We start from the raw sequence: 24,522 nt of genomic DNA on the forward strand, positions 1-24,522 counted from the left end.
TTTCGCACCGCAGCAATGAAGGGGTCAGGCCAGGGCTTCTTTCGTGAGCAGCAGCACCTGGTCCTCGCCGGCGCTCGTCTCCAGCCAGACCGCTTCCAGCCTGGGAAAAGCCTGCTCGAAATTCGCCCGCTCGTTGCCGATCTCCAGCACCAGCACCCCGTGCTCGCTCAGGCGGCTGGCGGCCTGCTGCAGCAGCGTGCGGATGAAGTCCATGCCGTCGGCGCCGCCATGCAGCGCGAGCTCGGGCTCGGCGCGGTACTCCGCCGGCAGTGCCGCCATGCTCTGCGCATTGACGTAAGGCGGGTTGCACAGGATCAGGTCGTAGGGCCCGGGCAGGGCGCTCAAGCCGTCCGACTGCAGCAGCTTCACGCGCGCCTGCAGGCCATGCTTTTCGACATTGATGCCGGCCACGGCCAGCGCGTCCTCGGAGATGTCCGCGCCGTCCACCTCCACGTCGGGATAGCACATGGCCGCCAGCACCGCCAGGCTGCCGTTGCCGGTGCACAGGTCCAGCACGCGCTCGGTGCGGTCGCTGAGCCAGGGGTCGAGGATGCCTTCGGCCAGCAGCTCCGCGATGAAGCTGCGCGGCACGATGGCGCGCTCGTCGACGTAGAAGGGCACGCCTTGCAGCCAGGCCTCGCGCGTCAGGTAGGCGGCGGGCTTGCGCGTCGCGATGCGCTGGCGCAGCAGGTCGCGCGCCGCCGCCTCTTCGTGCGGCAGCAGCACGCGCTCGGCATGCGTGTCGAGTTCGTCGAGCGGCAGGCCCAGGTGCCACAGCACCAGCCAGACCGCTTCGTCGAAGGCATTGGTGGTGCCGTGGCCGAAGCTCACGCCGGCGGCGTCGAGCTCGCCCGCCAGCTGTTCGACCAGCGTGATGAGCTTCATGCGCGGTCCAGGTTCTCGATGACGCGCCGGTAGATGGCCGTCAGCGGCTCGAGGTCCGCCACACGCACGTGCTCGTCGATCTTGTGGATGCTGGCGTTGATGGGACCGAACTCGATCACCTGCGGGCAGATGCGCGAGATGAAGCGGCCGTCGCTGGTGCCGCCGGTGGTGGAGAGCTCCGTCTCCAGCCCGGTCTCGGCGCGGATCGCCTGCTGCACGGCGCCCACCAGTTCGCCGGGCGTGGTGAGGAAGGGCTGGCCGCCGACCACCCACTTCAGCTCGTAATCCAGGCCGTGCTTGTCGAGGACGGCATGCACGCGCCGCTGCAGGTCTTCCGCCTTGCTGACGCTGGCGAAGCGGAAGTTGAAGTCGATCACCACCGAGTTGGGGATGATGTTGGTCGCGCCGGTGCCGCCATGGATGTTGCTGACCTGGAAGCTGGTGGGCGGGAAGAAGTCGTTGCCGCGGTCCCATTCGGTGCGGGCCAGTTCATCGAGCGCCGGCATGGCCTTGTGGATCGGGTTCAGGCCCAGTTGCGGATAGGCGATGTGGGCCTGGATGCCCTTGACCGTGAGCTTGCCGCTCAGGCTGCCGCGGCGGCCGTTCTTGATCATGTCGCCCAGCTTCTCGACCGAGGTGGGCTCGCCGACGATGCAGAAGTCCAGCTTCTCGCCGCGCTTTTCCAGCTGTTCGCAGACGACCACGGTGCCGTCGACGCTCGGACCTTCTTCGTCACTCGTGACCAGGAAGGCAATGCCGATGTCCGGATCGGGGTTGCGCGCCAGGAATTCCTCCACCGCCACGGTGAAGGCCGCAATCGAGGTCTTCATGTCGGCGGCGCCGCGGCCATAGAGGAAGCCGTTGCGGTGGCTGGGCACGAAGGGATCGCTGGTCCATTGCTCCAGCGGGCCGGTGGGCACGACGTCGGTGTGGCCGGCAAAGACCAGGGTGCGGCCGCTGCGGCCGGGCCGCTTCGCCCAGAGATTGGTGACGCGGAAGTCGGCCGGGCCGCTGGTGATGGTCTCGCAGTGGAAGCCCAGCGGCTTCAGGCGGGCAGCGAGGATGGGTTGGCACTGCCCGTCCTCGGGCGTGACGGAGCGCTGCGCGATGAGCTGCTCGGCCAGGTGGAGCGTCTTGGACATCCCGCAAGTGTACGGGCGGCCCTGCGCGCCCTCAGTGCTTCACGTCGAGCGTGATCTCCGTGAACGACGGTTCGTCGTCCAGGTCCGCTTCGCTGTCGCCGTCGTTGCCGGTGTTTTCCGCGCCGGCCGAGGTGTTCTGCAGCCGCCATTGCAGGTTGGTCGGCGAGTCGGCGTAGGCCAGGCCTTCCTTCTTGTCGACGCTGCCGTCCATGATCAGGCGGGCGATGTCCATCTCGAAGGTCTGCGAGCCCTCGGCCATGGACTTTTCCATGGCTTCCTTCACGCCGGAGAAGTCGCCCTTCTCGATCAGCTCGGACACCAGCTTGCTGTTCAGCATCACTTCCACCGCCGGCGCGCGGCCGCCGCTCACGGTGCGCAGCAGGCGCTGCGAGACGATGGCCTTCAGGGCCGCCGCCAGGTCGCCGAGCATGGTCGGGCGCACTTCCACCGGGTAGAAGGACAGGATCCGGTTCAGCGCCTGGTAGCTGTTGTTGGCGTGCATGGTCGCCAGGCACAGGTGGCCCGACTGCGCGTAGGCAATCGCGGCCGACATGGTCTCGCGGTCGCGGATCTCGCCGATCAGGATGACGTCGGGCGCCTGCCGCAGCGCGTTCTTCAGCGCGGTCTGCAGCGACTGCGTGTCGCTGCCCACCTCGCGCTGGTTCACCACCGACTTCTTGTTCTGGAAGATGAATTCGACCGGGTCCTCGATGGTGAGGATGTGGCCGGTGACGCTGGCATTGCGGTGGTCCATCATCGCCGCCAGGGTAGTGCTCTTGCCGGCGCCGGTGGAGCCCACCATCAGCAGCAGGCCGCGCTTTTCCATGATCAGGTCGCCCAGGATCATCGGCACCGAGAGCGACGCCAGCGGCGGGATCTCGGTGGCGATGTAGCGGATCACCGCGGCGATCGAGCCGCGCTGGCGCATGGCGGAGAAGCGGAAGTTGCCGGCGCCTTCCACGGCGTAGGCCATGTTCAGCTCGCCGGTCTGGTCCAGTTCCTCCATGCGGTGGGCCGGCAGCACCTCGGCCAGCAGCGAACGGGTGGCGTCCGGCGGCAGCAGCTGGTTGTTGATCGGCAGCGCCTGGCCGTTGATCTTGATCATCGCCGGCGCGTTGGCCGAGAGGTAGACGTCGGACGCCTTCTTCTCGGACATCAAGCGCAGGATCCGCTCCATCGTTCCCATGGCCATGGCACTTCCTCCCTGGTAGTTAGTCGCGCAGCAGGTCGTTCAGGCTGGTGGAGGCGCGCGTCTTGGCATCCACCGTCTTGACGATGATCGCCGCGTAGGTGTTGTAGGCGGTGCCGTCGGCCGTCTTCTTGGGCATGCTGCCGCTGATCACCACGCTGCCGCTGGGCACGCGGCCGTAGATCATTTCGCCGGTTTCGCGGTTGAAGATGGGCGTGCTCTTGCCGATGTACACGCCCATGCCGATCACCGAGTTCTCTTCGACGATCACGCCTTCGACGACCTCCGAGCGGGCGCCGACGAAGCAGTTGTCCTCGATGATGGTCGGGTTCGCCTGCAGCGGCTCCAGCACCCCGCCCAGGCCCACGCCACCGGACAGGTGCACGTTCTTGCCGACCTGCGCGCAGGAACCCACGGTGGCCCAGGTGTCGACCATGGTTCCTTCGTCCACGTAGGCGCCGATGTTGACGTAGCTGGGCATCAGGATCGCGCCCTTGGCGATGAAGCTGCCGCGGCGGGCCACGGCGGGCGGCACCACGCGGACGCCGGTGGCCGCCATTTCCTCGGGCGACAGGTGCGAGAACTTGGTCGGCACCTTGTCGAAGAAGGCCAGTTCGCCGGCCTTCATGATCACGTTGTCGTTCAGGCGGAAGGACAGCAGCACCGCCTTCTTGATCCACTGGTGCACCGTCCATTGGCCCACGCCTTCGCGGGTGGCCACGCGCAGTTTGCCGATGTTGAGGTCAGCGATCACGTGTTCCACGGCTTCGCTGATTTCCTTGGAGGCGGAGCCGGCCGAGAGGGTGGCGCGGTTTTCCCACGCGGAGTCGATGATCTGCTGGAGCTGCTGGGTCATTGGAGTCTTCTTAACGCTTGCTTTGGACGAATTGCACGATGCGCTGCGCGGCTTCCAGGCATTCGGCGGTGTCGGCCACCAGGGCCATCCGCACCCGCCCGGCGCCGGGGTTCACCCCGCCGGCTTCGCGCGCCAGGTAGCTGCCCGGCAGCACGGTCACATTGTATTGAGCCAGCAGGTCGCGGGCGAAATCGGTGTCGCTTCCACGCACCCCGGCCCACAGGTAGAAGCTGGCATCGGGCAGCTTCACGTCCAGCACCTTGGCCAGCACCGGTTCCACCTCGGCGAACTTGCGGCGGTACTGCTCGCGGTTGTCGACGACGTGGGCCTCGTCGTTCCAGGCCGCCACGCTGGCGGATTGCACGATCGGGCTCATCGCGCTGCCATGGTAGGTGCGATAGAGCAGGAAGGCCTGGATGATCGCTGCATCGCCGGCCACGAAGCCGCTGCGCATGCCGGGCACGTTGCTGCGCTTGGACAGGCTGGTGAAGGCCACCAGCTTGCGGAAATCCGTGCGACCCAGCTGCGCCGCCGCTTCCAGCCCACCGAGCGGCGGCTCCTCGCGGAAATAGATCTCGCTGTAGCACTCGTCCGACGCGATCGTGAAGCCGTACCGGTCCTGCAGCGCGAACAGTTTTTTCCATTCCTCCAGCGGCATCACCGCGCCGGTGGGGTTGCCGGGCGAGCAGACGAAGATCAGTTGCGTCTTCTCCCAGGTGGACGCGGGCACGCTGTCCCAGTCGACGGCGAAGTTGCGCTTGGGGTCGCTCGGCGCGTAGTACGGCTCGGCGCCTGCCAGCAGGGCCGCGCCTTCGTAGATTTGATAGAACGGGTTGGGGCAAACGACCACCGCAGGCCGGGTCGGGTCGATCACGGTCTGGGCAAAGGCGAACAGGGCCTCGCGCGAGCCGTTCACCGGCAGGACCTGCCTTGCCGGATCGACCTGCAGGCCGTAGCGCCGCTGCAGCCAGCCCGCGCAAGCCTGGCGCAGTTCCGGCGTGCCGGCCGTGGGCGGGTAGCCGGACAGGTCGTGGCCGGGCGTGTCCATGGCCTTCGCCAGGGCATCCTTGATGAAGCGCGGCGTGGGGTGCTTGGGCTCGCCGATCCCCAGGCTGATGGGCCGGTAGGCGGGATTGGGCGTGACGCCGGCAAACAGCTGCCGCAGCCGCTCGAAGGGGTAGGGCTGCAGGCGGGACAACAAGGGGTTCATGGGGCGATTATCCCCGGGCCGGGTTCCGGTATCGCATCACGATACTCTTCGTAGCCACCGGCGCTTCCGCTGCGCAATTGCGCTACGCGGGCCGGCCCGCGACGGCACATTCGCGGCACAGGCATGTGCCTGGGTCACCTGGATTCCCATGAAGCTCCTTCTTCCCGCCGCCCTGCTGGCCGGCGCCGCGCTGGCAGGCTGCTACGTGGTTCCCATGGCGCCGGCCACGTCGGTTCCCGGGCCCACGGCGGTGGTGCCGATGGCGCCACCGGCGCCCATCACCTTCGCGGCGCGCCTCTACCCCGCCAACGACCAGGCCGCGCAGTACGGCATGGTGACGGCGGTGGTCAACAACGACCTGAACGGCCGCGGCTACTTCAGCACCAACATCGGCGGCGAAGCCTTCGCCGGCGAGGCCACCCGCGCCGCGGGATCGCAGAAGGACGGGGTGGCGAACGGCAGCGGCAACCGCGGGGGCTACATCAACTGCCGCTACACGATGAACACGCCGTCGCTGGGCACCGGCAACTGCCGCCTGAACAACGGCGCGGTGTTCACCATGCACGTGGGCGGAGGCTAAACCGGCGGCGCCTCGAACTTGAGGTGCCCGACGTAGACCAGCGCCTGCAGGCTGCGCACCGAGGGCACGTCGCCCTCGCGCATGTGCAGCAGGTCGGCGGGGCTGAGGAAGCGCGGGTCGGTCTCCGTCAGCGGCAGGCCGGCCCGCCGGTAGGCTTCCAGCACGAACTGCGAGCAGAAGAAGCGGTCGCTGCGCCCCAGCCCCAATTGCACGGCGCCCACGCCCTGCATGCAGTACTCGCGCACAAGCGCGGGCGTCAGGGGCAGTTCGCACAGGCGCCGCTCGATCGAGAAGGGCGCCTGCAGCATCACGCCCACCAGGTTGTAGTGCGTTCCCACGGTTTCCTGGACGAAGGCATGCATCCTCTCGACGTGCTCGGGGCGCACGCCGGGGTGGCGGAAGGCCACGACGGTCGATTCCTCGGCCAGCAGCGCGGGCAGGGCGCGCCTGCGGATGCCTTCGCCCACGGCCTCGGCGACCTGGCCATCGCCGACATAGAGCGAAGCATGGCTCACCGGCGACAGCGTCAGCAGGCGGATGCCCACCGAGGTGAAGGCGTTGGCCGAGGACAGCAGGATGTCGCCCGGCTGCAGCAGCTGCGCATCGACCGCCACCCCGCCGTTGGAAGGATTCAGTCCCGGGTGCTGCACCTGCAGCCGCGGCCTGGTGTCGGGCAGGTCGTCGGCGTAGAAGCGGGTGGCGCAGCCGGCCAGCAGGCAGAGGGGAGCGGCGGCGAGCAAGCGACGGCGAGAGGGCATGGGATTCATTCTAGGGAGGCTTGAAGCCGCGGCCGCAGTGGCTATTCTTCCTGGTCCGATCGACCAAGGAGAACGTCATGCAGCTGTCGCAAGCCAGGGTCACCACCATGCTGCCGGTCAAGGACATGGACCGGGCACGGGCCTTCTACGAGGGCAAGCTCGGGTTCCGCCCGGACGGCGGGCCCAGGGTGGACGGCCGGTACCAGTACGTGCTGGCCGACGGCGCCACCATCGCGCTGATCCCCCGCGAGGGCGGCACCAAGGCCGAACACACGGCCCTGAGCTTCCAGGTGCGCGACATCCGCGACGGCATCCGCACGCTGGAGCAGGCGGGCGTGGTGTTCGAGGACTACGACCTGCCCGGCCTGAAGACCGTGGAGCACGTCTGCGTGCTCGGCTCCGAAAAGGCCGCCTGGTTCCGCGACACCGAGGGAAATTACCTGTGCCTGCACGAGGATACTGCCTGAACAGGCAGGAGGACTTCGTTACTACCGGCGACGGGGGCGGGGCCGGGGCGCACGGTATCATCCCCGCTTCCATCGGAAGTCAGCGGGCAGAGGGTTCGTGCGTCTCACATCGATCAAGCTTTCCGGGTTCAAGTCCTTTGCCGAACCCACGAATTTCATGTTGCCCGGCCAGCTGGTCGGCGTGGTGGGCCCCAACGGCTGCGGCAAGTCCAACATCATGGACGCCGTGCGCTGGGTGCTGGGCGAGTCCAAGGCGAGCGAACTGCGCGGCGAGTCGATGCAGGACGTCATCTTCAACGGCACCACGCACCGCAAGCCGGCCTCGCGTTCGTCGGTCGAGCTGGTGTTCGACAACGCCGACCACCGCGCCGGCGGCCAGTGGTCGCAGTTCGCCGAGATCGCCGTCAAGCGCGTGCTGACGCGCGACGGCACCAGCAGCTACTACATCAACAACCAGCCGGTGCGCCGGCGCGACGTGCAGGACGTGTTCCTGGGCACCGGCCTGGGCCCGCGCGCCTACGCCATCATCGGCCAGGGCACGATCAGCCGGATCATCGAGTCCAAGCCGGAAGAACTGCGCCTCTTCCTGGAAGAGGCCGCGGGCGTGTCGAAGTACAAGGAGCGCCGCCGCGAGACCGAGAACCGGCTGCACGACACGCGCGAGAACCTCACCCGCGTGCAGGACATCCTGCGGGAACTGAACGCCAACCTGGACAAGCTGGAGAAGCAGGCCGAGGTGGCCGCGCGGTACAACCAGCTGCAGGCGGACGTCACGCTGAAGCAGCACCAGCTGTGGTACCTGAAGCGCGCCGAGGCCGAGGCCGACCAGGCCAAGATCAAGGCCGACGCCGACAAGGCCATCAACGACCTCGAGTCGCGCGTGGCCGACCTGCGCCGCATCGAGAGCGAGCTCGAGACCGTGCGCCAGGCGCACTACGCCGCCGGCGACCAGGTGAACCAGGCGCAGGGCCAGCTCTACGAAGCCAGCGCCGAAGTCGGCCGCCTGGAAGCCGAGATCCGCTTCGTGGTGGAAGGCCGCCAGCGCGCCGAACAGCGCCTGGTGCAGTTGAAGGAACAGACCGCCCAGTGGGCCGCCCGCAAGGAAGAAGCCGAAGCCGAGACCGAGAACCTGGCCGCGCTGGCCATGCAGGGCGAGGAGATGGCGACCACGCTCGCCGCGCAGGTGGAAGAGCAGGGCATGCAGCTGCCCGACCTGGAAGAGGCGCTGCGCCAGGCCCAGGCCCGCTCGCTGGAGCAGCGCGGCGCCGTCACCCAGGTGCAGCAGCAGATCCAGGTGCTGGCCGCCGACCAGCGCAACATCGAGGAGCAGTCGCGCCAGCTGAACCAGCGGCGCGAACGGCTGGTGACCGACCGCAACGCGCTGGCCGCGCCCGACGAGCAGCGCCTGGTCAACCTGCAGCAGCAGCTGGGCGCGGCGCAGGAAGCATCCGAGACCGCGGCCGCCCGCCTGCACGAATTGCAGGAGCAGGTGCCGCAGCTGGATGAAGACCGGCGTGGCCGCCAGCAGGACGTGAACACCCAGGGTGCGCGCCAGTCCGATCTGTCGGCGCGCATGGAAGCGCTCAAGGCGCTGCAGGAAAAGGTCCGTACCGACGGCAAGCTGCAGCCTTGGCTGGCCAAGCATGGCCTGAACGGCCTGCAAGGGCTGTGGACGAAGATCCACATCGAGCAGGGCTGGGAAAACGCGCTCGAAGCAGCGCTGCGCGAGCGCATGAACTCGCTGGAGGTCTCGCGCCTGGACATGGTGCGCGCCTTCGCCAACGATGCGCCGCCCGCCAAGCTGGCCTTCTATCACGCGCCGGCCGCCGCCGCCCCCGAGGGCGCCAGCGCGCTGCCGCGCCTGGCCGACCTGCTGCGCCTGAACGACGCGGGCCAGAAGGCGCTGCTGTCCGACTGGCTGCATGGCTGCTATACCGCCGCGACGCTGGAAGACGCGCTGGCCGCGCGCGACAAGCTGCAGCCCGGCGAATCCATCTACGTGAAGTCGGGCCACGCGGTCACGGCGCACAGCGTGAGCTTCTACGCGCAGGACTCCGAGCAGGCCGGCCTGCTGGCGCGCCAGCAGGAGATCGAGAACCTCGAGAAGCAGCTGCGCGCGCAGGTGCTGATCGCCGAGGAGTCGCGTTCCGCCCTGGTGCGGGCCGAGGCCGCCTACAGCGACGCCTCCCAGCGCCTGCTGACGGCGCGGCGCGAAGCCACCGAAACCCAGGGCCGCGCGCACGAGCTGCAGGTCGAGACGCTGCGCCTCACGCAACTGGCCGAGCAGACCCGCGCCCGCAGTGAACAGATCGCCGGCGACCTGGCGGAAGTCGATGCGCTGCTGGAGGAACTGCAGGAGCGCCGCGTGTCCGCCGAAGGCCGCTTCGAGGAACTGGACATGCAGCTGGCCGACAGCCAGGAGCGCCATGCCCAGCTCGACGAGCGCGTGATCGAGGCCGAGCGCAAGCTCGCGGAAGCGCGCGAGCAGCACCGCAGCCTGGAGCGGCAGGCGCAGGAAGCGACCTTCTCGCAACGCGCGCTGGAAGCGCGCAAGGGCGAGCTGCAGCGGGCGATCGAGACGGCCACGCAGCAGGCGGCCGCGATTGCCGGCGAGCAGGAGCGGGCGCAAAGCGAGCTGTCGCGCCTCACCGATGCCGCGGCGCAGGCGGGACTGCAAGGCGCCCTGCAGGTCAAGATGGAGCGCGAGCAGGCGCTGGGCGCCAAGCGCAGCGAATACGACGACCTCACCCTGAAGCTGCGCGCGAGCGACGAGCGCCGCCTGCAGCTGGAGCGCGAGCTCGACCCGCTGCGCCAGCGCATCGTCGACATGCAGCTGAAGGAACAGGCGGCGCGCCTGGGCCTGGAGCAGTACACGACGCTGCTGACCGACGCGCAGGCCGACCTCGAGGCCGTGGGCAAGTCGATCGAGGAAAAGAACGTGCGCCTCTCGGGCCTGCAGTCCGAGATCGACCGCCTGCACCGCGAAGTGGCGGCGCTGGGCGCGGTGAACCTCGCGGCGCTGGAAGAGCTTTCGACCGCGCGCGAGCGCAAGCAGTTCCTGGACGCCCAGTCGGCCGACCTGAACGAAGCGATGGTCACGCTGGAAGACGCCATCAAGAAGATCGACGGCGAGACCCGTGAACTCCTGGGCAGCACCTTCCAGACCGTCAACGAGCACTTCGGCCGCATGTTCCCCGAGCTGTTCGGCGGCGGCAACGCGAGGCTGGTGATGACGGGCGAGGAGATCCTCGACTCCGGCGTGCAGGTGATGGCGCAGCCGCCCGGCAAGAAGAACCAGACCATCCACCTGCTCTCGGGCGGCGAGAAGGCGCTGACGGCCATCGCGCTGGTGTTCGCCATCTTCCAGCTGAACCCCGCGCCTTTCTGCCTGCTGGACGAGGTGGATGCGCCGCTGGACGATGCCAACACCGAGCGCTACGCCAAGCTGGTGAGCGCGATGAGCAAGGGCACCCAGTTCCTGTTCATCAGCCACAACAAGATCGCGATGGAAATGGCCGAACAGCTGATCGGCGTGACCATGCAGGAGCAGGGCGTCTCGCGCATCGTGGCGGTGGACATGGAGTCCGCCGTGTCGATGGTCGAAGCAGCATGAGCGGATTCACCGTCGGCCTCGCCATCATCGGCGGGCTGGTGCTCGCCGCGCTGGTGGCCTGGAACGCCTGGGTCACGCGGCGCAACACGCCGCGCCAGCCGGACCTGCCGACCACCATCCAGGCGACGATGCCCATGGACCGGCCCGACGGCCCGATCGAGCCGACCCTGGACGCGGAAGAGGAAGAAGGCCCGCTCGGCGCGCTGCCCCTGCCGGAGAAGAAGCCGGGGCTCGACAACCTGATCGACGTGCTGGCCGGCATTGCCGTCGACGCGGCCGTGGCCGGCGAAGCCGCGCTGGCCGCGCTGCCGCCCACGCGCCGCGCCGGCAGCAAGCCCTTTGCCATCGAAGGCCGCAACGAAGTGACCCAGGAATGGGAAACGCCGCGCGCCGGCGAGCGCTACACCGCCTTCCAGGCCGGCGTGCAGATGGCCAACCGCAACGGCGCGCTGAACGACATCGAGTACTCCGAGTTCGTGATGAAGGCGCAGGCCTTTGCCGATGCGATCAACGGCTCGCCCGAATTCCCGGAGATGCGCGACGAGGTGGCGCGGGCGCGCGAGCTGGACCAGTTCGCCAGCTCGCACGATGCCCAGCTCAGTTTCACGCTGCGGGCGCGCAATGCCGCCTGGAGCCCGGGCTACGTCAACCAGCATGCCGCACGCCAGGGCTTCGTCGCCGGCGTGATTCCGGGCCGCATGGTGCTGCCCGCCAGCGCGCCGGGCGGGCCGGCGGTGCTGGGGCTGTCGTTCTCGACGGCGGCCGCGCTGGCGGACGACCCCGCGCAGTCCGCGATCCGCGAACTGACCCTGAGCCTGGACGTGCCGCAGGTGCCGCGCAGCGAGCAGCCTTTCGTGCGGATGCGCGATGCGGCGATCGCCCTGGCCGCCGCGATGGACGGACTCATCACCGACGACGACGGCCGCGTGATCCCGGCCGAGGCGCTCGACGTGATCGGCAACGACCTCGAGCAGCTGTACGACACGCTGGATGCGCGGGATCTCTCCGCAGGTTCGCCGCAGGCGCGGCGCCTCTTTTCCTGACCATGGCGATTCCGGCCGGAGACCAGGAGCGCGCCGACGCCTTGCGCGAGCTGCTGCACCACCACGCCCACCAGTACTACGTGCTCGACGCGCCGTCGATTCCGGACGCCGAATACGACAAGCTGTTCCGCGAGCTGCAGGCGCTGGAGGAGAAGTACCCCGAGCTGCTGACGCCCGACTCGCCGACCCAGCGCGTCGGCGGCGCCATCCTCGAGGGCTTCGCCAAGGTGCGACACCAGGTGGCCATGCTGTCCATCCGCACCGAGACCGACATCGAGGCCAGCGGCGCGCAGAACTTCGACCTGCGGGTGCGGCGCGAACTGGGCTTGAAGGAAGGCGACCCGCCGGTCGAATACGTCGCCGAGCTGAAGTTCGATGGCCTGGCGATGAACCTCCGCTACGAGGACGGCCGGCTGGTGCAGGCGGCGACGCGCGGCGACGGCGAGATCGGCGAAGACGTCACGCAGAACATCCGCACGGTTGGCCAGGTTCCGCTGAAGCTGCACGGCAAGGACATCCCGCCCGTTCTCGAGGTTCGCGGCGAGGTCTACATGCGCCGCGACGACTTCGAGAAGCTCAACGAGCTGCAGCGCGAGAAGATCGCCAGGGGCGCGAAGAACGAGAAGACCTTCGTCAATCCGCGCAATGCCGCGGCCGGGGCGGTGCGGCAGCTCGATCCGGCCATCGCGCGCCAGCGGCCCTTGAGCTTCTACGCCTACGGCTGGGGCCAGATCGAAGGCGGGCCGACCTTCGAGACCCATTACGAACTGCTGCAGGCGCTCAAGGCCTGGGGCCTGCCGGTCTCGGAGCGTACCGTGCTCGCGAACGGTGCCGACGACCTCATCGCCTACCACCAGGCGGTGGGACGCGACCGCGACGGCCTGCCCTTCGACATCGACGGCGTGGTCTACAAGGTGAATTCGCTGGCCTTGCAGAAGCAATTGGGCTTCGTCACGCGCGAGCCGCGCTGGGCGGTCGCCCACAAGTTCCCGGCGCAGGAGCAGCTGACGACCGTGGAAGCGATCGACATCTACGTCGGCCGCACCGGCAAGCTCACACCGGTCGCGCGGCTGCAGCCGGTGTTCGTCGGCGGCGTCACGGTGACCAACGCCACGCTGCACAACGAAGACGAGGCGCGGCGCAAGGACGTGCGCGTCGGCGACACGGTGATCGTGCGGCGCGCGGGCGACGTCATTCCCGAAGTGGTTTCCGTCGTTGCCGAGAAGCGCGTGCCGGGCGCGGCGCAGTTCACCATGCCGCATACGTGCCCGGTCTGCGGCTCCGCAGCCGTGCGCGAAGAGGGCGAGGCCGACTACCGCTGCACGGGGGGGCTTTTCTGCGGCGCGCAGCGCAAACAGGCGATCCTGCATTTCGCGCAGCGCCGCGCGCTGGATGTCGAAGGCCTGGGCGAGAAGCTGGTCGACCAGATGGTGGAGGCCGGCGTCATCCGCACCTTGCCGGACCTGTACCGGCTGGGGCTGGCCAACCTCGTGGCCCTGGAGCGCATGGGCGAGAAGTCCGCGCAAAACCTGCTGGCGGGCCTGGAGCAGTCGAAGAGCACGACGCTGCCGCGCTTCCTCTACGGGCTGGGCATCCGCCACGTCGGCGAATCGACCGCGCGCGACCTGGCGCGGCATTTCGGCAAGCTCGACGCGATCATGGAAGCCGGGGTGGAGCGCCTGCTCGAGGTGCCCGACGTAGGCCCCATCGTGGCGGAAAGCGTGCATGCCTTCTTCCAGCAGCCGCACAACGTCGAAGTGATCGAGCAGCTGCGCGCCTGCGGCGTGCATTGGGAAGAAAGCGAGCCGGTGGCCCAGGCGCCCAAGCCCCTCACGGGCAAGACGGTGGTCCTCACCGGGACCTTGCCCACGCTGTCGCGCGACGAGGCCAAGGAAATGCTGGAAGCCGCCGGCGCCAAGGTGGCCGGGTCGGTCAGCAAGAAGACCGATTACGTGGTCGCGGGCGCGGAAGCAGGCAGCAAGCTGGAGAAGGCGCAGGCGCTCGGGGTGGCGGTGCTGGACGAAGAGGGACTGCGGAAGCTGCTGGCCGGGGCGGCCTGAGCAGCTAGATCGTCGGCGGCCGGTGTTCGGGCCGCCGCCACAGCCAGTACAGCAGCGCCGCCATCGCGGCCACCAGCCCGATGGCCGCCAGCATCCACTTCTGCGGCGCCACCATCAGCAGCGTCGCGGCGCTGGCGGACATCATCACGGTGGCGATCCACTTGCCCGAACGCGGCACCACGCCGAACTCTTCCCAGTCCAGCAGCAGGTGGCCGAAGCGCGGATGCGTGTGCAGCCAGCGGTGCAGCCGCGGCGAGCTGCGGGAAGCCGCCCAGGCCGCCACCAGCAGGAAAGGCACCGTGGGCATCACCGGCAGCACGATGCCGATGACTCCGAGCAGGATGCAGACCCCGGCCAGCGCCAGCAGCAGCCAGCGCGCGGGGCCGCTGAGCGTGCGGGTGTTGGCAGAGGGTTCGTTGGCCATGGAAGCAAGATAGCAGCAGCCCCGGGTACGCGTGGTGCGCAATCGCACATGCCCATAAGGAAAGGCGGAAATGTGGAATGCGTCCGGCCGAGCTGGGCAGTCGTGGGGTCGGTCCGGGATCAGGGGCCGCGCCGGGCCACAGTTGCGTCCGGCCTTCGATGGAGTGCAAACTGGGCGAAAACGGCGGAGGAACTCATGACCTTGCTGGATCTTCGTGCCTTGCGCAAGCATCGTGGACTCAGCCAGGCATCGCTGGCGAAGGCGATCGGTCTTTCGCAGAAGCGGGTGTCGGCAATGGAACTTCGCCCAGGTTCCATCACTGCCGCTCAACTCGAGCGCGTGCTCGAAGCGCTTGGTTTTGCCTTCCACTTGAAGGCTCTGGAGGAGTGGGTGCCGTCCAGGGGATTGGGGGATGGCAGCGGATCCGCGGTATACGTGCTACCCCATAAAGTGCTGCCCGTCTTGAAAATCGGCAAGGCGAATGATGTCCTGCTGCGCGCCGACCTACTCGAAGGCGCCGACGTGCTGCGAGGGCGCCAGTTGCTGGTGGATTCGGAGGCCGCGGCTTACAACCTCGAGAGCGTTCTGCACCGCGCATTCCGTCCCTGGCGATTGACGGCTTATGAAGCTGCAAGGCTTGGTGTCGGGGCAAGCGGCGCGACGGAGTGGTTCCGGGCGGACTGCACGGAAAAGGTCATGAGCTTCCTGGCGGCGAACGGCGCGATTCTTGGTTTCGCGATAGCGCCGGTGGCGCCGGATCCCGCCGCTGACCCGGAGTCCAAAGTCCTGTTGGGAATATTTGACTGAAATTCCCATAGAGAATAAACTCAAACTATTCCCGAAAGGAATAGCGTGCAACACGTCCTCTTGACGGCTTCCCAAGTCGGCCACTATTTGCAGTCGGCCCGCAAAGCGGCGGGCCTGTCGCAGGCGGAGCTCGCTCTGCGCATCGGCCTGGGGCAATCGCGGCTCTCCAAGCTGGAGCAAGACCCCGCCAGCTTGACCGTGGACCAACTATTGCGGATTTGCGGCGCGCTTCGGCTCGACCTCAGTGTGGCTCCCAAGCCTGACGGTCCCCTCGCAACCGGCAGCGAGTGGTAGGCATGGCGGGCCGCCGCTCCCACGCACGCGCCCTATCCATCTGGTCCAACGGGGAGCGGGTGGGAACCTGGCGATTGCCTGGACGGGACGACGCTGAATTGCACTACGACCCGGCCTGGCGGGCTTCCCCCGCCGGCCGCCCGCTTTCGCTGTCCCTGCCGTTTGCCATCGACGACGCCCCTTTGCGGGGACGGCGCGTCACCAGCTACTTCGAGAACCTGTTGCCGGACAGCGCAGAGATTCGCAGGCGGCTGGTCCGGCAAACCAAGGCGGCTTCCGATCAAGCCTTCGACCTGTTGCAGGCGATCGGCCGCGATTGTGTCGGCGCCGTGCAACTGCTTCCGGAAGGTTCCGTTCCCTCGGGCGTGGATCGCATCGAAGGCACGGAGCTTTCGGAGGAGGACGTTGCGCGCTACCTGGAACGCGTGACCGAGCCGCCCGGTCTGGCTGGCCTGGAGGCCGGCGAGGACGATTTCCGCCTGTCGCTGGCCGGGGCCCAGGAGAAGACCGCATTGCTCTGGCACCAAGGGAAGTGGCTGCGGCCGCACGGTGCGACGCCGACGACGCACATCTTCAAGCTGCCCCTCGGCCTGGTCGGCAACCGGAAAGTCGACCTGTCGACATCGGTCGAAAACGAGTGGCTGTGCCTCAACCTGATGCGCGAACTGGGTTTGCCGGTGCCGAACTGCGCCATTCTCCGATTCGGCGACCACCGCGTGCTGGCGGTGGAGCGTTTCGATCGCGCGTTGCATTCCTCCGGGCGCTGGTGGCTGCGCCTGCCGCAGGAAGACTTCTGCCAGGCACTCGGCTTGCCTCCTGAACGCAAGTATGAAGCCGACGGTGGCCCTGGCTTGCGCGACCTGGCGCGTGTCCTCGCGCAGTCCGAGAACTCGCGCGAAGACACTTCCACGTTGCTGGCGGCCCACGCCTTCTACTGGATGCTGGCCGCCCCGGACGGACACGCCAAGAACTTCAGCCTGCGCTTGTTGCCGGGCGGCCGCTATCGCCTCTGCCCGCTGTATGACGTCGTCTCCATCTGGCCGGTCGTAGGTGCAGCCGACAACCAGTGGTCATGGCACAAGGCCAGGATGGCGATGGCGCTGCTCGGCCAGAACAAGCACTATCACTTCAAGAACGTCGTGCGCCGCCACTTCGATACCACTGCGTTTCAATGCGGCCATGGGCGCGACGCAGCTTCCATCCTCGAGCCCTTGCTGGCCCGCCTGGAGACTGCAATCGACGCTGTCGGCGCCCGGCTGCCCGCTGGATTTCCGCAGCGCGTATCGGACGCGATATTCACCGGCCTGCGCCGGAGCTCGGCGTCGCTGGCCGCAGCCGCTATGCTCCCTCCATGACCGTCCGAGAAATCCTGAAGATGGGCGACGAGCGCCTGCTGCGCGTCGCCCCGCCGGTGCAGAAGTTCGGCACGCCCGAGCTGCGCGCGCTGATCGCCGACATGGAAGACACGATGAAGGCCGCCAACGGCGCCGGCCTGGCCGCGCCGCAGATCGGCGTCGACCTGCAGCTGGTGATCTTCGGCACCGACACCGTCAACCCGCGCTACCCCGACGCACCGCCCGTGCCACGCACCGTGCTGCTCAATCCGGTGATCACGCCACTGGGCGGCGAGGAAGAAGAGGGCTGGGAAGGCTGCCTGTCGGTGCCCGGCCTGCGCGCGATGGTGCCGCGCTACACGCGCATCCGCTACACCGGCTTCGACGAGAAGGGCCAACCGATCGACCGCGTGGCGGAAGGCTTTCATGCTCGCGTGGTCCAGCACGAGTGCGACCACCTCGTCGGCAAGCTCTACCCGATGCGGGTGCGCGACTTCACGAAGTTCGGCTTCACCGAAGTGCTGTTCCCGGGGCTGGACGCCGAACAGGACGACTGAATGGAGCCGGCTCGCAAGGCACGCGCGGTGACGGTTCTGTGCGTGCTGCTGGCCGCCGCCGCGGCGCAGGCCGCGGACTGGCCGCGCCAGCGCGGACGCGGCGGCCCCGCCTGCGAGCAGGCGATGCAGCTTGCCACGGCGCAGTTCCGTTCCCCGATCTTCCATCTGTATGCCCCGCCGGCCCTGCCGTCCGGATTCGGCAGCACCCCGATCCTGGGGATCACGGACATCGACATCTCCGGCGGGGATGCCATCGTCCACGATGCGGAGCTGTTCAACAAGCTGGCCCAGGTCGGTGACGAAGCGGGCCGCAGCGTCTACTGGCAGCGCACGCCGGGCAATGCGCCCCGCCTGGTCCTGCAGGAGTCCTCCTTCGGCTGGCGCGGCGACCAGTATTCCCTCTACGCCTTGCCGGCCGCGGTCGCGCCCGAAGCCTTTCTGGCGGCCACCGGCACGCGCACCGGGAGCCCGTCGTATCCCGCCGTCGTCGCCGGCACCTGGCGGCCGCCTCTGCTGTTCCGCCACGGCGCCGGCGCGTCGCTGTGGCTGCTGCATCCGGGCGAGCCCTACGCCTTCCTGGCGCCCTGGCGCGTGTGGACCGTCACCCCGGGCGGGGTGCAGCAGGAGTGCGAGATCGAGTTCCGCCCTCCGGTGCGCGCAGCCACGCAGCTCCTGCCCGCCCCCGTGCGTCGTCTTGCGGCGCTGCTCGACGCGGCGCTGGGCCCGGGCAACAACGAAGGGACGCTGCAGCCGACGGCCAGGTTGCGGGTCGAGATGGAGCACCTCTGGGCCAATGCGGCCATGCGGCCATGGGTCGTGGCCGAGCCTTACAACACCCGCGAGCAGGTGGATGCCGCGCTGGCGGCCTGGGCCCGGAGCGGCCGCAGCTATGGCCAGCTGCACCAGCGCATCCGGCAGCAGCTCCTGCCCGCGCAGGACGCCCTGGCGGCCTACTACGCAGCCAAGCTCGGCGGTTCGCGTGAAGAGGCTTCGGCGCTGGCTGCGCGCGTGGTGGACGGCGCTTACCGCTACAGCTTCGTCTTTCCCAGGTAGGCCTCGCGGCCGGGGGGCTGGCCGCGGCCGCCGTCCGGGTGAACAATGGCGGCGTCCCCCGAAAGGAGCCCTGCCATGGCCAACCTCGTGATCTGCTGCGACGGCACCTGGAACACGCCCGACGAACGCGACCGCGGCGTGCCCGTGCCGACCAACGTCGTGCGCATCTTCAACGCCGTGGCGCAGCGCGATGGGCGCGGCGCGGAGCAACAGCGCTACTACCACCCCGGCGTGGGCACCAATGGCAGCTGGTTCGACCGCATCGCCGGCGGCAGCACGGGCGCGGGCCTGGACCGCAACATCATGAGCGCCTACCGCGAGCTGTGCGACCGCTACCAGCCCGGCGACGCCATCTACCTGTTCGGCTTCAGCCGCGGCGCCTACACCGTGCGCAGCCTGGCCGGCTTCATCGGCCGCTGCGGCCTGCTCGCCACGCGCGGCCGGGCCGAATCGGCGATCTGGCAGGACATCGAACGCCTCTTCCAGCAAGGCTATCGCCGCCGCGTCGAGTCGCGCGACCAGCAGTCCTGGAAGAACCTCGCCTTCCACGAAGGCGGCGCGGCCGTGCCCATCCGCTTCCTGGGCGTATGGGACACCGTCGGCGCGCTGGGCATTCCCGACGACATGGCCTTGCTGAACCTGCTGGACAACCTGGACGACCACACCTTCCACGACACCATGCTGGGCACGCACATCCAGGTGGCGCGCCATGCGGTGGCGCTCGACGAGATGCGCGCCACCTTCCAGCCGACGCTGTGGTCGGTGCGGGCGGGGCAGGACGCGAAGCAGGTCTGGTTCCCGGGCGTGCACAGCGACGTCGGCGGCGGTTACCGCGAGACCGGCCTCTCCGACGGCGCGCTGGCGTGGATGATCGGAGAGGCGCGCCGCACGGGCCTGGCCTTCGACGATCGCATGGTGGAACAGATCCGGCCCTCGCACCTGGACGTGCTGCACGATTCCTGCGACGGCCCGTTCCTGCTGCTGCCCACGCAGCCGCGCTGTGCTCCGCTGCTGTCCGCATCCGACGCGCCCTTGCATCCGTCGGTGATCGCGCGGCAGAAGTCGCCGCCCATCCACCAGTGTCCGTACCGCGAAGACCGCACGATCGCGCATCTGGTGCCGGCTGACGTGAAGGTGTTCGCCGCGCAGCCCTGGAACGCAACGGGCCTCTGGCTCGAGGCCGGCCGGCGCTACCGGTTCCGGGCGGACGGCGAGTGGATGGATGCGTCCATCAAGTGCGGGCCGGACGGCAGCGGCGACGGCCATTTCCAGCTGGGCAAGCTGGCGCAGCTGGGCGGCACGGCGCTGGGGCTGGCGGAGGAAGCGTGGAAGAAGGCGACGGGCAACCGCGCCGCCGACTTCAAGTTCACGCGTAGGCACGAGAACATGCCCTGGTTCTGCCTGGTGGGCGCGATCGCCAACGGCGGCGGGGTCGACGAGCGCCAGCACCTGGCGCCGCACGAGAGCTTCGCGATCGGCAAGGGCTGCGACTACACGCCGCAGAAGTCAGGCTACTTCTACGCCTATGCCAACGATGCCTGGAACTACTACGGCAACAACCGCGGGCGGGTGAACCTCGCGGTGGCCTGAAACATGGTCATCCCGGCCTCGAGCCGGGATCCACCTCCCGTGGCTCCATCGGCCGCGGGAGATGGATTGCGGGTCAAGCCCGCAATCACACGCTGCGCTTATTCCGCCTTGATGCCGCGCATGATGATCACGCCGCCGAGCAGGGCGGTGTCGGCCTTGATGCGGTTGGCCAGGCCTTCGGCGTTGGTGCCCGCCACCTGCCAGCCTTGCTGGAACAGCTTGGAGCGCACTTCCGGCGAGCGCGCGATGTCGGCGATCAGCTGCGAGAGCTTGGCGACGATCGGCTTGGGCATGGACTGGGGCGCGGCGGCGGCCGTCCAGATCTCCAGCTGGAAGCCGCGGATGCCCTGCTCGTTCAGGCTGGGGTACTGGGGCACCAGCGGGCTGCGGCTGGTGGAGGTCACGCCCACGGCCTTCAGCTTGCCGGCCTTGATCTGGGCATCGGCCAGCGCGGGCGGCAGCAGGGCCAGCTGGATCTGCCCGCTGATCATGGCGTTGATCACCTGCGGGTTGCCCGGGTAGGGCACGTGCACGGGGTCGATGTTGGTCTTGGTCTTCAGCAGTTCCATGCCGATGTGGCCCACGGTGCCGACCCCGGGCGAGCCGTAGCTCCACTTGGTGCCGCCGTTGCGCGCCGCCAGGAAGAACTCCTGCGCGTCCTTGAAGTTGGCGGTGGCGGGCGCGGTCAGCAGCAGCGGCGCGGTGCCGATCAGGCTGATCGGCTGGAAGGCCTTCAGAGGATCGTAGGGCACCGCCGGGTTCAGCATCTTGGCGATGGTCATGTTGCCGTTGATCATCACGCCGATGGTGTGGTCGTCGTTCGCCTTGGCGATGAAGTCGGCGGCGATGTTGCCGCCCGCGCCGACCTTGTTGTCGACGATGACCGGCTGGCCCAGCGCCTTCGACAGCGGCTCGGCGATCGTGCGCGCCACCAGGTCGGGGGTGGAGCCGCCGGGGAAGCCGACGACGATGTGCACGGGCTTGGTGGGCCAGTTGGCGGCGGTGGCCTTCGACTGGGCGAACGAGGCGCCGGCGGCGGCGACGAGGGCCAGCAGCACGAAGCCGCGGCGGGCGGAAGTCTTCAACATCATCGGTCCTTGAGAAGCAAGCGGCCCTAGAACGGGCCGAACCGCCGATGGTAGCGCGGGAGAAAAGGGTCGCCGGCCGGGGCTTTAGGAATATTCCGTAAGCGCCCCGCGGCCGTCAGGCAGCCATCAGGCGGAGATCGCCTCCAGCAGCTCCGTCTCGATCTCGATCTGCCGCTTGTTCTGCTGCAGCTCGGGGCCGTCGATCAGGAAGGTGTCTTCCACGCGTTCGCCCAGCGTGCTCACCTTGGCGAGCTGCAGGTTGATCTTGTGCCGCGCCAGCACCCGCGCGATGGAATAGAGCAGGCCGACGCGGTCGCTGGCCGAGATCGACAGCAGCCAGTGCTGCGCCTTCTCGTCCGGCCGCAGGTCGATGCGCGGCTTGACCGGGAAGCTGCGCACGCGGCGCGACACGCGGCCGCGGCTGGGCGCCGGCAGCGGGCCGGCCTCGGCGATGACGCTGGCCAGTTCGACCTCGGCCATCGAGCACAGCTCGCGGTAGTGGTCGGGCATCATCGAAGTCACCACCTGGAAGGTGTCGAGCGCATAGCCGTTGCTGGCGGTGTGGATCTTGGCGTCCAGGATGCTGAAGCCGGCCTGGTCGAAGTAGCCGCAGATGCGCGCGAAGAGGTCGGGCTGGTCCGGCGTGTAGACCAGGATCTGCAGGCCTTCGCCCACCGGCGACAGCCGCGCGCGCACGATGGCCTTGGTGCTGCCCACGTGGCGCGAGAGGTGCCGGGTGTGCCAGGCGATGTCGCCGGCCTCGTGGCGCATGAAGTAGCCCACGTCCAGCGTGTCCCACAGCTTCTTGTGCGCCTCGAAGGGCAGGGCGTGCAGCTGCAGCTGCACCAGCGCCTCGCGCTTGCGCGCTTCCACCTCCGCCTGCGGATCGGGGGCGCGGCCGCCCAGCACGCGCAGCGTGTAGCGGTACAGGTCCTCCAGCAGCTTGCCCTTCCAGGCGTTCCACACCTTGGGGCTGGTGCCGCGGATGTCGGCCACCGTCAGCAGGTACAGCGCGGTCAGGTAGCGCTCGTTGCCCACGCGCTGCGCGAAAGCGGCGATCACGTCCGGGTCGCCCAGGTCTTCCTTCTGCGCGACGCGGCTCATCGCCAGGTGGTTCGCGACGAGGAACTCGACCAGCTTGCAGTCTTCGACCGGAATTGCGTGCTGCTTGCAGAAACGTCGCACTTCGCGCGCGCCCAGCTCGGAATGGTCGCCGCCGCGGCCCTTGGCGATGTCGTGGAACAGCGCGGCGGTGTAGAGGATCCAGGGCTTGTCCCAGCCGGCCGCCAGCTGCGAGCAGAACGGATATTCGTGCGCGTGCTCCGCCATGAAGAAGCGGCGCACGTTGCGCAGCACCATCAGGATGTGCTGGTCCACGGTGTAGACGTGGAACAGGTCGTGCTGCATCTGGCCGACGATGCGGCGGAACACCCACAGGTAGCGCCCCAGCACCGAGGTCTGGTTCATCAGCCGCATCGCATGCGTGATGCCCTGCGGCTGCATCAGGATGGCGCGGAAGGTGGCGTGGTTGGCCGGGTCGTTGCGGAAGTCCGAATCCATCACCTTGCGCGCGTTGTACAGCGCCCGCAGGGTGCGCGCCGACAGGCCCTTGACGCCGGGCGTCGTCTGGTACAGCAGGAAGGTCTCGAGGATCGCGTGCGGGTGGCGCAGGTAGAGGTCGTCGCTCGCCACTTCGATGAGGCCGGCCTTTTCCAGGAAGCGCTCGTTGATCGGACGCGCCTGCGCGCCGGCGGGGTTGAGCCGCTCCTCGATGTTCAGCAGCAGGATCTGGTTCAGCTGCGCCACCGCCTTGGCGGCCCAGTAGAAGCGCTTCATCAGCCGCTCGCTGGCGCGCTCGAGGGGGCGGCCGTCGGGCCGCATCACGGTCTTGTAGCCGAAGGCTTCGGCCACCGCGTTCTGCAGGTCGAACACCAGCCGGTCCTCGCGCCGGTTCGCCACAAGGTGCAGGCGCGCACGGATCAGGCTCAGCAGCGCCTCGTTGCGCTTGATCTGCCGCGCCTCGAAGCCGGTCGCCAGGCCGTTGCGCGCCAGCTCGTCCCAGCTGCGGCCGAAGCCCGCGGCATTGGCCACCCACAGGATGACCTGCAGGTCGCGCAGGCCGCCGGGCGACTCCTTGCAGTTCGGCTCCAGCGAATAAGGCGTGTTCTCGAACTTGTTGTGCCGCTGGCGCATCTCCAGCGTCTTGGCGACGAAGAAGGCGCGCGGGTCGAGCCCGGCGCGAAAGCGCTCCTGGAAGGCGGCGAAGAGCTTGCGCGAGCCGGTGATCAGGCGCGACTCCAGCAGGCTGGTCTGCACCGTGACGTCCGCGGCCGCCACGGCGACGCATTCCTCCAGCGTGCGTACGCTGGAGCCGATCTCCAGCCCCGCGTCCCAGCAGCTGCCGATGAACTCCTCGACGCGGCGCTTGAGCACCGGGTCGTGCTCGGGCGAGATGCCGTCGGGCATCAGCAGCAGGACGTCGACGTCGGAATGCGGAAAGAGTTCGCCGCGGCCGAAGCCGCCGACGGCCACCAGCGCAACGCCGGCGGGCAGGCCCGCGCGGGCCCAGAGCTTCTTAAGTGCTTCGTCGGCCAGCGCGGTGAAGGCCTGCAGCAGGCCCTTGATGGCGCGCGTCGAGCCGGCTTCGGACTGCAGCGTCGCCAGCAGGCCGGCCTTGCCGGCCTTGTAGGCCTCGCGGATGGCAGCGACTTCTGCTCCCGCGACGGCGGGCGACGCGGCTGGAAGGTTCATCCCTTGACGAAAGCGGGCGGCGGCGGGCTGCCTTCCGAAAGGGTCATGACTTCATAGCCCGTCTCGGTGACCAGCACGGTGTGTTCCCATTGCGCCGACAGCGAATGGTCCTTGGTGACGATGGTCCAGCCGTCGTTGCCGAGTTCCTTCACGTCGCGGCGGCCGGCGTTGATCATCGGCTCGATCGTGAAGGTCATGCCGGGCTGCAGTTCCTCCAGCGTGCCGGGCTTGCCGTAGTGCAGCACCTGCGGCTCTTCGTGGAAGTTGCGGCCGATGCCGTGGCCGCAGAATTCGCGCACCACGCTGAAGCCCTGCGACTCGGCGAACTTCTGGATCGCGAAGCCGATGTCGCCCAGGCGCGCGCCCGGCTTCACCAGCATGATGCCGTGCCACATCGCGTCGTAGGTGACGGCCACGAGCCGCTTGGCCGCGATGGACGCTTCGCCGACGATGAACATGCGGCTGGTGTCGCCGTACCAGCCGTCCTTGATGACGGTGACGTCGACGTTGACGATGTCGCCCTTCTTCAGCGGCTTGTCGTTCGGGATGCCGTGGCAGACGACGTGGTTGACCGAGGTGCACAGCGAGGCCGGGTAGGGCGGGTAGCCGGAAGGCTGGTAGCCCAGGGTGGCGGAGATGCTGCCCTGCTTCTTCATGTGCTCGGCGGCCAGCCGGTCGATGTCCTTGGTGGTGATGCCGGGCTTGATGTGGGGCGTGAGGTGGTCCAGCACCTCGGCGGCCAGCCGGCCGGCGGTGCGCATGCCTTCGATGCCTGCTTGGTCTTTGTACGTGATGCCCATGGGGAGCGATTATCCCAGAGC

The 24,522-nt window shown here is 68.5% G+C and carries 21 protein-coding genes; 11 read left to right on the top strand and 10 right to left on the bottom strand.

Translation table 11 applies throughout. From position 1 onward, the window contains the following. Positions 1-24: 24 nt before the first annotated feature. From prmB to dapC, 5 genes are read right to left on the bottom strand one after another with little or no spacing between them, the layout of a single operon-like run. Positions 25-885 carry a 50S ribosomal protein L3 N(5)-glutamine methyltransferase gene (gene prmB, locus LZ009_RS11715; RefSeq protein WP_275698105.1) on the bottom strand — a complete coding sequence of 287 codons (861 nt, stop codon included), beginning with the start codon at positions 883-885 and terminating at the stop codon, positions 25-27. Then, on the bottom strand, positions 882-2,027 hold the full coding sequence (dapE, locus tag LZ009_RS11720; RefSeq protein ID WP_275698106.1) for a succinyl-diaminopimelate desuccinylase: 1,146 nt from the start codon (positions 2,025-2,027) through the stop codon (positions 882-884). The genes prmB and dapE overlap by 4 nt, the downstream gene beginning before the upstream one ends. 31 nt (positions 2,028-2,058) lie before the next feature. Then, entirely contained in the window at positions 2,059-3,213 is a 1,155-nt protein-coding gene (locus tag LZ009_RS11725; RefSeq protein ID WP_275698472.1) for a PilT/PilU family type 4a pilus ATPase, read from the bottom strand. Between the two features lie 25 nt (positions 3,214-3,238). Beyond that, positions 3,239-4,072, bottom strand: a complete 834-nt coding sequence (gene dapD / locus LZ009_RS11730; RefSeq protein ID WP_275698107.1) for a 2,3,4,5-tetrahydropyridine-2,6-dicarboxylate N-succinyltransferase — start codon at positions 4,070-4,072, stop codon at positions 3,239-3,241. Positions 4,073-4,082: 10 nt separating this feature from the next. Continuing rightward, positions 4,083-5,282: a succinyldiaminopimelate transaminase gene (gene dapC / locus LZ009_RS11735; protein WP_275698108.1), complete on the bottom strand. Its 1,200-nt coding sequence runs from the start codon at positions 5,280-5,282 to the stop codon at positions 4,083-4,085. Positions 5,283-5,430: 148 nt separating this feature from the next. On the opposite strand from dapC, the gene LZ009_RS11740 reads away from it, so the two are divergent. Next, positions 5,431-5,862: a hypothetical protein gene (locus LZ009_RS11740; protein WP_275698109.1), complete on the top strand. Its 432-nt coding sequence runs from the start codon at positions 5,431-5,433 to the stop codon at positions 5,860-5,862. On the opposite strand, the gene LZ009_RS11745 is transcribed toward LZ009_RS11740, so the two are convergent. Further along, a complete protein-coding gene (locus tag LZ009_RS11745; RefSeq protein ID WP_275698110.1) occupies positions 5,859-6,620 on the bottom strand; it encodes a C40 family peptidase in 762 nt (253 codons plus the stop codon). The two genes, LZ009_RS11740 and LZ009_RS11745, sit on opposite strands and share 4 nt — an antisense overlap. A gap of 77 nt (positions 6,621-6,697) precedes the next feature. On the opposite strand from LZ009_RS11745, the gene LZ009_RS11750 reads away from it, so the two are divergent. The 4 genes from LZ009_RS11750 to ligA all read left to right on the top strand — a co-directional run bounded on the left by LZ009_RS11750 (position 6,698) and on the right by ligA (position 13,803). After that, entirely contained in the window at positions 6,698-7,087 is a 390-nt protein-coding gene (locus tag LZ009_RS11750) for a VOC family protein (RefSeq protein WP_275698111.1), read from the top strand. 97 nt (positions 7,088-7,184) lie between these two features. Further along, positions 7,185-10,700: a chromosome segregation protein SMC gene (gene smc / locus LZ009_RS11755; protein ID WP_275698112.1), complete on the top strand. Its 3,516-nt coding sequence runs from the start codon at positions 7,185-7,187 to the stop codon at positions 10,698-10,700. Beyond that, positions 10,697-11,743: a cell division protein FtsZ gene (locus tag LZ009_RS11760; RefSeq protein WP_275698113.1), complete on the top strand. Its 1,047-nt coding sequence runs from the start codon at positions 10,697-10,699 to the stop codon at positions 11,741-11,743. Before smc ends, LZ009_RS11760 begins: the two co-directional genes overlap by 4 nt. 2 nt (positions 11,744-11,745) lie before the next feature. Then, positions 11,746-13,803, top strand: a complete 2,058-nt coding sequence (ligA, locus tag LZ009_RS11765) for an NAD-dependent DNA ligase LigA (RefSeq protein ID WP_275698114.1) — start codon at positions 11,746-11,748, stop codon at positions 13,801-13,803. Between the two features lie 4 nt (positions 13,804-13,807). Here ligA and LZ009_RS11770 read toward each other — a convergent pair whose 3' ends face one another. Beyond that, complete coding sequence (locus tag LZ009_RS11770; protein ID WP_275698115.1) at positions 13,808-14,227, bottom strand: YbaN family protein; 420 nt, start codon at positions 14,225-14,227, stop codon at positions 13,808-13,810. Positions 14,228-14,422: 195 nt separating this feature from the next. On the opposite strand from LZ009_RS11770, the gene LZ009_RS11775 reads away from it, so the two are divergent. The 6 genes from LZ009_RS11775 (at position 14,423) to LZ009_RS11800 (ending at position 19,862) form a co-directional block, all read left to right on the top strand. After that, on the top strand, positions 14,423-15,034 hold the full coding sequence (locus LZ009_RS11775) for a helix-turn-helix domain-containing protein (RefSeq protein WP_275698116.1): 612 nt from the start codon (positions 14,423-14,425) through the stop codon (positions 15,032-15,034). Positions 15,035-15,079: 45 nt separating this feature from the next. After that, the gene (locus LZ009_RS11780; RefSeq protein WP_275698117.1) at positions 15,080-15,328 is read left to right on the top strand and encodes a helix-turn-helix domain-containing protein; all 249 of its coding nucleotides are present in this window, start codon (positions 15,080-15,082) and stop codon (positions 15,326-15,328) included. Between the two features lie 2 nt (positions 15,329-15,330). Next, positions 15,331-16,683 (top strand): type II toxin-antitoxin system HipA family toxin, encoded by a 1,353-nt coding sequence (locus LZ009_RS11785; protein ID WP_275698118.1) that lies wholly within the window; start codon positions 15,331-15,333, stop codon positions 16,681-16,683. Further along, positions 16,680-17,219, top strand: coding sequence for a peptide deformylase (gene def, locus LZ009_RS11790; protein ID WP_275698119.1), 540 nt, complete (start codon positions 16,680-16,682; stop codon positions 17,217-17,219). The genes LZ009_RS11785 and def overlap by 4 nt, the downstream gene beginning before the upstream one ends. Next, the gene (locus LZ009_RS11795; protein ID WP_275698120.1) at positions 17,220-18,272 is read left to right on the top strand and encodes a hypothetical protein; all 1,053 of its coding nucleotides are present in this window, start codon (positions 17,220-17,222) and stop codon (positions 18,270-18,272) included. Positions 18,273-18,347: 75 nt separating this feature from the next. Further along, entirely contained in the window at positions 18,348-19,862 is a 1,515-nt protein-coding gene (locus tag LZ009_RS11800) for a T6SS phospholipase effector Tle1-like catalytic domain-containing protein (RefSeq protein WP_275698121.1), read from the top strand. 98 nt (positions 19,863-19,960) lie between these two features. Here the strand turns inward: LZ009_RS11800 and LZ009_RS11805 are convergent, their stop codons facing one another. The 3 genes from LZ009_RS11805 to map form a co-directional block, all read right to left on the bottom strand. Beyond that, entirely contained in the window at positions 19,961-20,950 is a 990-nt protein-coding gene (locus LZ009_RS11805; RefSeq protein WP_430300292.1) for a Bug family tripartite tricarboxylate transporter substrate binding protein, read from the bottom strand. Positions 20,951-21,076: 126 nt separating this feature from the next. Continuing rightward, the gene (locus LZ009_RS11810; protein ID WP_275698123.1) at positions 21,077-23,701 is read right to left on the bottom strand and encodes a [protein-PII] uridylyltransferase; all 2,625 of its coding nucleotides are present in this window, start codon (positions 23,699-23,701) and stop codon (positions 21,077-21,079) included. After that, a complete protein-coding gene (gene map / locus LZ009_RS11815) occupies positions 23,698-24,501 on the bottom strand; it encodes a type I methionyl aminopeptidase (RefSeq protein ID WP_275698124.1) in 804 nt (267 codons plus the stop codon). The genes LZ009_RS11810 and map overlap by 4 nt, the downstream gene beginning before the upstream one ends. Positions 24,502-24,522: the final 21 nt, after the last annotated feature.

Origin of the sequence: Ramlibacter paludis (assembly GCF_022012305.1) — a bacterium.
GTDB lineage: Bacteria > Pseudomonadota > Gammaproteobacteria > Burkholderiales > Burkholderiaceae_C > Ramlibacter > Ramlibacter paludis.

Excerpts from the sequence above, each read along its gene's own strand:
- prmB (WP_275698105.1), bottom strand. The coding sequence starts at position 885 with ATGAAGCTCATCACGCTGGTCGAACAGCTGGCGGGCGAGCTCGACGCC.
- dapD (WP_275698107.1), bottom strand. The coding sequence starts at position 4,072 with ATGACCCAGCAGCTCCAGCAGATCATCGACTCCGCGTGGGAAAACCGC.
- LZ009_RS11745 (WP_275698110.1), bottom strand. The coding sequence starts at position 6,620 with ATGCCCTCTCGCCGTCGCTTGCTCGCCGCCGCTCCCCTCTGCCTGCTG.
- LZ009_RS11810 (WP_275698123.1), bottom strand. The coding sequence starts at position 23,701 with ATGAACCTTCCAGCCGCGTCGCCCGCCGTCGCGGGAGCAGAAGTCGCT.
- map (WP_275698124.1), bottom strand. The coding sequence starts at position 24,501 with ATGGGCATCACGTACAAAGACCAAGCAGGCATCGAAGGCATGCGCACC.
- LZ009_RS11740 (WP_275698109.1), top strand. The coding sequence starts at position 5,431 with ATGAAGCTCCTTCTTCCCGCCGCCCTGCTGGCCGGCGCCGCGCTGGCA.
- LZ009_RS11785 (WP_275698118.1), top strand. The coding sequence starts at position 15,331 with ATGGCGGGCCGCCGCTCCCACGCACGCGCCCTATCCATCTGGTCCAAC.
- LZ009_RS11770 (WP_275698115.1), bottom strand. The coding sequence starts at position 14,227 with ATGGCCAACGAACCCTCTGCCAACACCCGCACGCTCAGCGGCCCCGCG.
- LZ009_RS11795 (WP_275698120.1), top strand. The coding sequence starts at position 17,220 with ATGGAGCCGGCTCGCAAGGCACGCGCGGTGACGGTTCTGTGCGTGCTG.
- LZ009_RS11800 (WP_275698121.1), top strand. The coding sequence starts at position 18,348 with ATGGCCAACCTCGTGATCTGCTGCGACGGCACCTGGAACACGCCCGAC.
- dapE (WP_275698106.1), bottom strand. The coding sequence starts at position 2,027 with ATGTCCAAGACGCTCCACCTGGCCGAGCAGCTCATCGCGCAGCGCTCC.
- def (WP_275698119.1), top strand. The coding sequence starts at position 16,680 with ATGACCGTCCGAGAAATCCTGAAGATGGGCGACGAGCGCCTGCTGCGC.
- LZ009_RS11750 (WP_275698111.1), top strand. The coding sequence starts at position 6,698 with ATGCAGCTGTCGCAAGCCAGGGTCACCACCATGCTGCCGGTCAAGGAC.
- LZ009_RS11805 (WP_430300292.1), bottom strand. The coding sequence starts at position 20,950 with ATGTTGAAGACTTCCGCCCGCCGCGGCTTCGTGCTGCTGGCCCTCGTC.
- ligA (WP_275698114.1), top strand. The coding sequence starts at position 11,746 with ATGGCGATTCCGGCCGGAGACCAGGAGCGCGCCGACGCCTTGCGCGAG.
- LZ009_RS11760 (WP_275698113.1), top strand. The coding sequence starts at position 10,697 with ATGAGCGGATTCACCGTCGGCCTCGCCATCATCGGCGGGCTGGTGCTC.
- dapC (WP_275698108.1), bottom strand. The coding sequence starts at position 5,282 with ATGAACCCCTTGTTGTCCCGCCTGCAGCCCTACCCCTTCGAGCGGCTG.
- LZ009_RS11775 (WP_275698116.1), top strand. The coding sequence starts at position 14,423 with ATGACCTTGCTGGATCTTCGTGCCTTGCGCAAGCATCGTGGACTCAGC.
- LZ009_RS11725 (WP_275698472.1), bottom strand. The coding sequence starts at position 3,213 with ATGGGAACGATGGAGCGGATCCTGCGCTTGATGTCCGAGAAGAAGGCG.